The following is an 8,054-nucleotide window of genomic DNA, read 5'->3' as shown; positions in this document are numbered from 1 at the left end:
CAAAGTTGGACGCCTATCCGCCCCGAACGGGGTCAACATTGCAGGCCGATTCACACTCGGCCAACGATCCAAGGTGACGCTGGTCGAAGGCATCGGGGCCGGTGCCACAGAAGCTGAGGTTCGCGCTGCCTTTCCCGGCTTTCGAGAAGAGCCGCACAAATATTTGGAGAAGCCAGGCAAGTATCTGACCGCACCCACCGCCTCAGACCGGGATCCGGCGCTGCGCTTCGAGATCGGCCGCGACCGCAAGGTCAGCCTGGTGCACATCGGGACGATGCCGGTACTCGGCTATGTCGAGGGATGCGCCTGAAAGATCAGCGGCGAGCAACCGCAATCGTGAAGGACGGGGCAGAACAGCCTCTCGCCCCGCCCTTGCCCCATTCACGCTGAAGAGAAGTATCTGAACGAGAGGCCGGTTTCACGCGCCGGCTGAGCCGCGCTGAGCGGCCGAAAATGGGTCCTCGCCGCTATCGAGAACTGGGCGGACAGCTCTCGCTCGCGACCGGCCAATGTTTCCGTCGTGTTGTTCGCGCTGCGCCGGCCGAAGCAGGCAGTGCTTAGGGTCCGCACCGTGGTACGGGCTGATCACGCTTTCCGGCCTGGCGTCACGAAGCCGCAAATCTCGGCAGGTGAGCCGTCTGGAATGACTGATCCTCGCAGGACAGGTGTCGGTAAGCCAGCGCGAAGGTGTCTGCATCGACTGGCTGGCCGATGAGGTAGCCCTGTCCTTCCCGACAGCCGAACTCTTCGAGCACTAGGCTCTGCTCCGGGGTCTCGATCCCTTCCGCGATCACGTCGATCCCAAGCGAGGCGCCAATGCACAGGATGCCTTCGATGACAGCCGCGCTGTGGCGATCCGTGCAGATGTCGGCGACGAAGCCGCGATCGACCTTGAGCCGAGTGAGCGGCACTCGCTTGAGCGTGCTCAGGGAAGCGAAGCCGGTGCCGAAATCGTCCAGCGCGATGCCGATCCCGCGGTCGACCAGTTCGGAAAGCGGCCGGAGCGTCTCATCGTCGTGGCGGAGCGCGATCGTCTCGGTGATCTCCAGCTCGAGGTTGCAGGGTAGCAGCCCATGGCGGGCAAGGGCGGCCTCGACGTCGGCGACGAGCCCTCGCGTATGGACCTGCGCGCCGAACAGGTTACAGCTGATGCGCGGGATGCACAGACCGTCAACACGCCAGGCGGCGAGCTGGCGGCAGCTCTCGTCCAGCACCCACTGACCGACCTCGTAGGCAACAAGGTGGGTCTCCAGCACCGGCATGAAGGCCGCGGGTGATAGCATCCCCCATTGAGGATGGCGCCAGCGCAGGAGCGCTTCGGCACCGGTGAGCGAACCATCCGCGAGGCGCGCCTGCGGCTGATAGTGAAGCTCCCATTGACCGGACACCCGAGCCTGGCGAAGTTCGTCCTTGAACGCACGCCGAGCGGCCAGCTCGGCGCGCATTGAGGAGTCGAACAGGCGATAGCTTCGTCCGCCCTGACGTTTGGCGCGAAACATGGCTAGGTCGGCGCGCATCAGCAGTTCGTCCGCATCGTCGGCATGATCCGGCGCGAGTGCGACGCCGATGCTGGCGGCAATATGAAGGCGATGACCGAAGACCTGAAAGCTCTCACCGAAAGCGTCAAGAAGCATGCCCGCCGCATCGCGGGCTGCGAACAGGTCGGCCTTCGTAGGCAGTAGCAGCGCGAACTCGTCGCCTCCGAGCCGTCCGATAATCCAATCAGGGCCGGCGACGCTCCGGAGACGAACCGCGAGCGCCTGGAGAAGGGCGTCGCCCACAGAGTGTCCGAACGAGTCGTTGACCGCTTTGAAGCCGTCGAGATCGAAGGCGAGCACCGCCGCGCGCCCATCGTCGAGCAGCGTCCCACGAACGCTGTCGTAGAACGTTTTGGGATTGAGCAATCCGGTCAACTGGTCGTGAGCGGCATGATGCTCAAGGGTCCTCTCTCGATCGCGACGAGCGGAAATGTCCTGCATCTGCCCGCCGAATGCCACGCCGGCAGGCGTGGCCCAGGCGGAGAGCGAGAGTTCGATCGGGAACTCCTCGCCGTCCGCGCGCCGCGCGATCACCTCCAGCTGCTTGCCGGCCAGCTTGTTCTCTCCGCCGCGCCTGACGCGTTCCAGCCCGGCGCGATGTGCTTCGAGAAAGCGCTCGGGGACTATGATGTCCATCTTTCGACCGATGGCCTCCCTCCGGTCGTAGCCGAACAAGCGTTCGGCAGCTGCGTTCCAGTAGGTGATCACGCCATCGGCGTCCGCGGTCAGGATCGCGAGCGCGGTCGCTTCCGCGAAGCTGCCGCCTGCGATGAGTTGCGCATCGTCGCGACGCTTCTCGATCCGCCGCGCGATCATGCGCGCGAGTTGGGTCAGGCTACGCGCATCATCGTCTCGGAACTCCAGGCGCGGCTTCCGATCGATGATGCAGACCGCACCGAGCCTGACGCCTTCACGTGTGATGATCGGCGCGCCGGCATAGAAGCGAATGAACGGGTCGCCGGATGACCAAGGCATTGTGAGCGAAGCGAGGGTCTGTCGCGGCATCCCGCACTATGAATGGCGCGTCGCTGGTGATGGCGTGCGCGCAGAAAGATATGTCGCGCGAGGTGCTGTCGATCGCGACGCCTGTGCGGCCGTGAAGCCGCTGATTATCCTTGGTGATAATGGTCACCAGCGCGATCGGCGCGTCGCACAGGTCCGCGGCGAGATGCGCGATCTCATCGAATTCCCGTTCAGCTGGACTACCGGTCAAGCCGCAGTCGGAGAGAAACTCCAGGCGCTCGGCTTCGTCGTCTGGAACGGGATACATCGTGATCGCGCTTTCATGCCCTCATTTCATAACCCTCTATACCGCCGTGTTTAATGTTCGATGAAGCGCGATTACGAAAGCACGCGCCGCTCTCCCGCCTCGTTGCATTGTGTGTAGAAAATGGAGGCCGTGGTGCGACGTGCGTAGAGCGGCTTTCATTCAGTCTGGGTCACAGCCGCAGGAGCTGAAGTGGTTGGCGCATTCATGTGGCTGGAACAGAGCGGTGCGATGCACCAGTTGTTTAGTGTTCTGCTCCATTCTGGTCGAATGCGAACCACGGTTTCCAACCCCGCGTCGCGCCCGGGCCCTTGTGCGGGCTGCAAGGACGGTGCTGGCCTCGATTTCGAATTCTCGATGGCGTTCCAGCCGATCGTCGATGTATTCAGCGGCGCGATGTACGCCTACGAAGCGCTGGTGCGAGGTCCTTCGGGCGAAGGCGCCGCAAGCGTTCTGTCGCGGGTGTCGGAGGCAAACCGCTACGCGTTCGACCAGAAATGCCGCGTTAAAGCGATCGAGACCGCGGCGAAGGCGGGGCTGACGGAGACGGCTGCGCGCCTGTCGATCAACTTTCTGCCGAACGCGGTCTACTCGCCCGCGGCCTGCATCCAGCTGACTCTGAAGACGGCTAAGCGGGTGGCTTTCCCGGCGGACCGCTTGATCTTCGAATTCACGGAAAACGAGGAGATGGTCGACCCCAGCCACGTGGCGAACATTGTTGCCAGCTACCAGAAAATGGGGTTCGGGACGGCACTGGACGATTTCGGTGCTGGCCATGCTGGATTGAACCTGCTGGCCCATTTCCAGCCCGACATCATCAAACTCGACATGGACCTCGTGCGCGGCCTCGACGCCAGCCTGCCGCGCCGGATTATCGTCAGCGCCGTCGTCCGTATGTGCGACACCCTGGGCGTGACAGTCATTGCAGAGGGCATTGAGACGGTCGGCGAGCTCGACGCGCTCCGCGCGATCGGCGTGCATTACGTTCAGGGCTATTATTTCGCGAAGCCGGCTTTCGAGGCCCTCCCGCAGGTGACTTTCGGATTAGGCGAGGCACGGCACGTGGCATAGCGGCAGCCTCGCTCTGGTTAGCGACGGGATTACCTCAGCACACTACTTGATCACCCCATCCTGCCTGTCGCGAGCCTTTCACAAGCGGGAGAAAAGGGCAGCTTTTGGTCACGGCTGCCCAGAAGCCGACGGTCCGAAATCGTCCGTCCGAGCCTAGAAGCCGCAGCTGAATGAACGGCCGGTTCTGGGAGACGGCGAAACAGCCGCGAGCGGCCGGGATTGGGCCCGACCGGAAGTGGAAGGTCGACTGGCGACCGATTTGCTGGCGTTTGTTCATACGGCAGCGGCGCACAGGAGCAAACAGTCGGCGGGGGCATTCAGACGACCGCTCCCGGGGCGGTGTTACCGATCCCCAGGGTCGGTACCCCGAGGTGAGGATCGACTAAGTTCGCCGGATTGTGCACATGACGCGCAACGGAGAAACGACCAGTGAGCGAACGCGAACCGAACATTGTCACGTCCGGACTGTCGGGTTTTATCACGCGTGATGGCATCACCGTGGAGGTCCAAATCCATCGTCTTGAGGGCCAGGCCGGATGGGCGCTGGAGGTCGTCAACGCGAACCGGACGTCCACCGTCTGGGACGATCTGTTCGACACCGACGGCGAGGCTTACGCGGCCTTCCTTGCCGCCGCCGAGGACGAAGGCATGATCACCTACCTCGACCGTGCAACCGTGATCCCGTTTCGGCGATGATCACCCGACCTCGCCCGCTAAGCCGCAACCGCGTGCTTGAATAAGCTTCGTGATATGGCCTCGACAAAGACACTCAACGCCAAGAACCTCGAAGCGCTGGGCAGCGAGCGGCTAGCCGCGCTGCTGATGGAGGTCGCGACCGGAGATGCTGGCATCAAGCGCCGGCTGCGTCTGGCGCTCGCCGGAGAGGCGGGCCCGGCGGACGCCGCTCGTGAGATTACCAAGCGGCTCGCGACGATCGCAAAGGCGCGCAGCTTCATCGACTGGCACAAGGTCAAGCCGCTCGCCGCCGATCTGGCAGCGCAGCACGGCGCGATCATGAACCTCGTTGCCCCGCACGATCCGGCCGCGGCGCTCGACCTGCTGTGGCGCCTGGCGGGGTGCGCCGAACCGGTGTTCGCACGCAGTGACGATGGCAGCGGCCGGCTGGCCGATATGTTCCGCGCCGCGGTGGACGATTTGGGTCCGGTCGCCGATGCCGCCCGCATCGCTCCGGCGGTCCTGGCGGAGCGCGCGTTCGAAGCGGTGAAGGACGATGGCTACGGTACGTACGACGGCTTGGTCGAGACACTCGCGCCCGCGCTCGGCACCTCCGGGCTGGAGCGGCTGCGCGACCTTGGTCTCGCCTGGCAGGCCCAACCCGTGGCCGTGTCGCCGCAGGCCGAGCGCGAGGTGATAGGCTGGGGCAGCGGCGGCCCGATGTACGCGGATCAGATCAACGCCAGCCAACGCACGCGCGCGTCGGCGCTCCTGCTCCAGCATGTCGCCGACGCGCTCGGCGATGTCGACGCTTATATCGCGCAGTACGAACCCGAGACCCGCCGCGTACCGCTGATCGCGGCGCGGATCGCCGAACGGCTGCTGGCGGCGGGACGGACGGCCGACGCCTGGGCGGCGATCGAGGCTAGCGAGAGCGGCAAACTTGGCTGGCTCGCGCCCGAATGGGAACAGGCGCGTCTAAAGGTGCTCGATGCGCTCGGGCGGCATGACGACGCGCAGGACTATCGGTGGGAACGGTTCGTGGCGACGCTCAATAGCGGTCATCTGCGCGCGTTCCTCAAAAAGCTTCCCGACTTCGAGGATTTCGACGCCGAGCAGCGCGCCATCGCGCATGCGCGCGGCCACGCCGACGTTCACCGGGCGCTGGCTTTTCTCGTCGCATGGCCGGCGCTGGACCGGGCGGCGGCGCTGGTCGTCGAGCGCGCCGACGCGATCGATGGCAACGCCTACGAGCTGCTGACGCCCGCCGCCAAGGTGCTGGAGGAGAAGCATCCGCTCGCGGCCACGATCCTGCGCCGCGCGATGATCGACTACACGCTCAGCCATGCGCGCGCCTCGCGCTACGGGCATGCGGCCCGGCACCTCGTCACCTGCGGCCACCTAGCCCGGCGGATCGCCGATTGCGGAAAGGTCGCCGATCACGACACCTACCTCGGTCGGCTACGAGAGGATCATGGTCGCAAGGCCGGGTTCTGGCGCGAGGTCGTAACCTGATCGTGGATCACGCCCTACCGCATTCCGCTGCTCAAGCGCACCCGCCGAGCCGCGCAAATGACCAGCTGGATGCGCCTACCGCGACAGGCGCTCGCGCAGCAGCGACCAGCGCCGGGGCTGGCGTCGCTTGACCGCGATGGCGAGAGCCTTTCGCGATCCGACCAGCACCAGGAGCTTACGGGCACGCGTCACGGCCGTGTAGATCAGCTCGCGCCCGAGCATGGTGTAGGCCTGCATGGTGATCGGCAGCACAACGACCGGGTACTCCGACCCTTGCGACTTGTGGATCGTGGTCGCGTAGGCGAGCTGAAGCGCGTCCAGCTCGCCGAAATCGAAGGTGGCCGCGGTCTGTCCAAAAGTCGCCGTCAGCTCGCCCTCGGTGTGATCGACGCGGATCACGACACCGAGGTCGCCGTTGTAGAGATCGCGCTCGCGGTCGTTGACGATGTGCATGACCTTATCGCCCGGCCCGTAGCGGTGGCCGAACCTCTCCACGAACGGATCGGTGGGCGGGTTGAGACGCTGCTGCAGGAGTGTGTTGAGCGCCCGGGGCTCCGGCCCCGCCGCGCTGCATGGGACCGAGCACCTGGATGTCGCGGGCCGGATCGAACCCGAACCGGCGGGGGATGTGCCGCGACACGAGGTCGAGCACTTTGTCGGCCACGTCGCCGGGCTCGTCCGCCTCCACATAGAAGAAGTCGCCTTCGCCGCGCGCAGTCAGGTCGGGCATCTCGCCCGCGTTGATCTTGTGCGCGCCCGTGATGATCCGGCTCGTGGCCGCCTGGCGGAACACCTTCGTCAGGCGCACCACCGGCACCGCGCCGCTGGCGATCACGTCCTTGAGCACCTGCCCGGCCCCGACCGACGGCAGCTGGTCGACGTCGCCGACCAGGAGCAGCGCCGCCTCGGCCGGCATCGCCTTCATGGTGGAATGCATGAGCATCACGTCGACCATGCTCGCCTCGTCGATCACGAGCAGCTGGCAGTCGAGCGGGTTGTGCTCGTTCCGCTTGAACCCACCCTCGGCGGGGTCGGTCTCGAGCAGCCGGTGCAGCGTCATTGCCTCCATGCCGCTCGACTCCGCCAACCGTTTGGCCGCGCGGCCGGTCGGCGCCGCAAGCGCGATCTCGACCCGCTTGGCGGCCAGCGTCTTCAGGACCGAGTTGACCAGCGTGGTCTTCCCCACGCCAGGACCCCCGGTGATCACGCACGTCTTCGATATCAGAGCCAGCCGCAGTGCGTCGCGCTGGCTCGGCGAGAGCTCGAGCCCGGTTTTGCGCTCGACCCAGGGGATCGCCTGCCCGGCGTCGATGGCGGGCCAGGGCAGCCGACCCTCGCGCAACCGTAGCAGGCGGTCGGCGATCGACTGCTCGGCGCGGTACAGGCCGGCCAGGAACATCACCTCGCGCCCGTCCGTCACGCCCGCCATCACCTCGCCGGACGCAAGCTCGCCGTCCAGCGCACGCTCGATAAGCGGTTCGGCCACCTCGAGAAGCTTGCCGCCCGAGCGGATCAGATCGTCCCGGGGCAGCCCGCAGTGACCGTCGTCCATGGCGCTGGTGAGCGCATGCGCGACGCCGGCGCGAACACGGCGGGGGTCTTCCTTGCCGTAGCCGATGCTCGCCGCGATTGCATCAGCGGTTCTGAAGCCGATGCCGGTGATATCGCGCGCGAGCTGGTACGGGTCGGCCTTGATGATGCTGATCGCCTGGTCGCCGTACGTCTTGAAGATCCTTACCGCACGGGCCGAGCTCACGCCGTGGCTGTACAGCCAGACGATGATCTCGCGGATCGCGCGCTGGTCGCTCCAGCCCCGGATGATCTTGGCCTCACGCACAGGGCCAATGCCCGTCACCTCGCGAAGCCGCTCCGGCTGAGTCTCGATGACCTCGAACACCTCCTGCCCGAACGCCGCGACGAGCTTGGCCGCGTAGACCGGGCCGATGCCCTTGATCATGCCCGAGCCGAGATACTTCTCCAGCCCCGCA

7 protein-coding genes and 2 pseudogenes are annotated in these 8,054 nt (G+C 65.7%); 4 read left to right on the top strand and 5 right to left on the bottom strand.

Annotated features, from left to right (window positions below; genetic code table 11):
* A pseudogene (locus tag ACFE7F_RS15035) lies at positions 1–310 on the top strand (hypothetical protein); the annotation flags it as partial.
* Positions 311–605: 295 nt separating this feature from the next.
* Here the strand turns inward: ACFE7F_RS15035 and ACFE7F_RS15030 are convergent.
* The 3 genes and pseudogenes from ACFE7F_RS15030 to ACFE7F_RS15020 all read right to left on the bottom strand — a co-directional run bounded on the left by ACFE7F_RS15030 (position 606) and on the right by ACFE7F_RS15020 (position 2,808).
* Positions 606–2,354: a putative bifunctional diguanylate cyclase/phosphodiesterase gene (locus ACFE7F_RS15030; RefSeq protein ID WP_375404662.1), complete on the bottom strand. Its 1,749-nt coding sequence runs from the start codon at positions 2,352–2,354 to the stop codon at positions 606–608.
* Between the two features lie 42 nt (positions 2,355–2,396).
* A pseudogene (locus ACFE7F_RS15025) lies at positions 2,397–2,459 on the bottom strand (hypothetical protein); the annotation flags it as partial.
* The gene (locus tag ACFE7F_RS15020; protein ID WP_375404660.1) at positions 2,449–2,808 is read right to left on the bottom strand and encodes a hypothetical protein; all 360 of its coding nucleotides are present in this window, start codon (positions 2,806–2,808) and stop codon (positions 2,449–2,451) included. The gene ACFE7F_RS15020 and the pseudogene ACFE7F_RS15025, both read right to left, overlap by 11 nt.
* A gap of 354 nt (positions 2,809–3,162) precedes the next feature.
* Between ACFE7F_RS15020 and ACFE7F_RS15015 the strand changes: the two genes are divergently transcribed.
* The 3 genes from ACFE7F_RS15015 to ACFE7F_RS15005 all read left to right on the top strand — a co-directional run bounded on the left by ACFE7F_RS15015 (position 3,163) and on the right by ACFE7F_RS15005 (position 6,066).
* Entirely contained in the window at positions 3,163–3,876 is a 714-nt protein-coding gene (locus ACFE7F_RS15015) for an EAL domain-containing protein (RefSeq protein ID WP_375404661.1), read from the top strand.
* A gap of 429 nt (positions 3,877–4,305) precedes the next feature.
* Entirely contained in the window at positions 4,306–4,572 is a 267-nt protein-coding gene (locus tag ACFE7F_RS15010) for a hypothetical protein (RefSeq protein ID WP_375404659.1), read from the top strand.
* Positions 4,573–4,626: 54 nt separating this feature from the next.
* Entirely contained in the window at positions 4,627–6,066 is a 1,440-nt protein-coding gene (locus ACFE7F_RS15005) for a DUF6880 family protein (RefSeq protein WP_375404658.1), read from the top strand.
* A gap of 75 nt (positions 6,067–6,141) precedes the next feature.
* Here the strand turns inward: ACFE7F_RS15005 and ACFE7F_RS15000 are convergent, their stop codons facing one another.
* Both ACFE7F_RS15000 and ACFE7F_RS14995 read right to left on the bottom strand, forming a co-directional pair.
* Positions 6,142–6,561: an ATP-dependent RecD-like DNA helicase gene (locus ACFE7F_RS15000; RefSeq protein ID WP_375404657.1), complete on the bottom strand. Its 420-nt coding sequence runs from the start codon at positions 6,559–6,561 to the stop codon at positions 6,142–6,144.
* On the bottom strand, positions 6,524–8,054 hold a 1,531-nt coding region (locus tag ACFE7F_RS14995; RefSeq protein WP_375404656.1), incomplete at its 5' end, for an AAA family ATPase. The genes ACFE7F_RS15000 and ACFE7F_RS14995, both read right to left, overlap by 38 nt.

The sequence above is a fragment of the uncultured Sphingomonas sp. genome (genome assembly GCF_964235535.1).
In the GTDB taxonomy this organism is placed as follows: domain Bacteria; phylum Pseudomonadota; class Alphaproteobacteria; order Sphingomonadales; family Sphingomonadaceae; genus Sphingomonas.
This window is presented reverse-complemented; position numbering and strand designations above follow the sequence as displayed.

What these genes read in the sequence shown, in the direction of transcription:
- ACFE7F_RS15030 (WP_375404662.1), bottom strand. Translation starts at nt 2,354, where the DNA reads ATGATCGCGCGGCGGATCGAGAAGCGTCGCGACGATGCGCAACTCATC.
- ACFE7F_RS15020 (WP_375404660.1), bottom strand. Translation starts at nt 2,808, where the DNA reads ATGTATCCCGTTCCAGACGACGAAGCCGAGCGCCTGGAGTTTCTCTCC.
- ACFE7F_RS15015 (WP_375404661.1), top strand. Translation starts at nt 3,163, where the DNA reads ATGGCGTTCCAGCCGATCGTCGATGTATTCAGCGGCGCGATGTACGCC.
- ACFE7F_RS15005 (WP_375404658.1), top strand. Translation starts at nt 4,627, where the DNA reads ATGGCCTCGACAAAGACACTCAACGCCAAGAACCTCGAAGCGCTGGGC.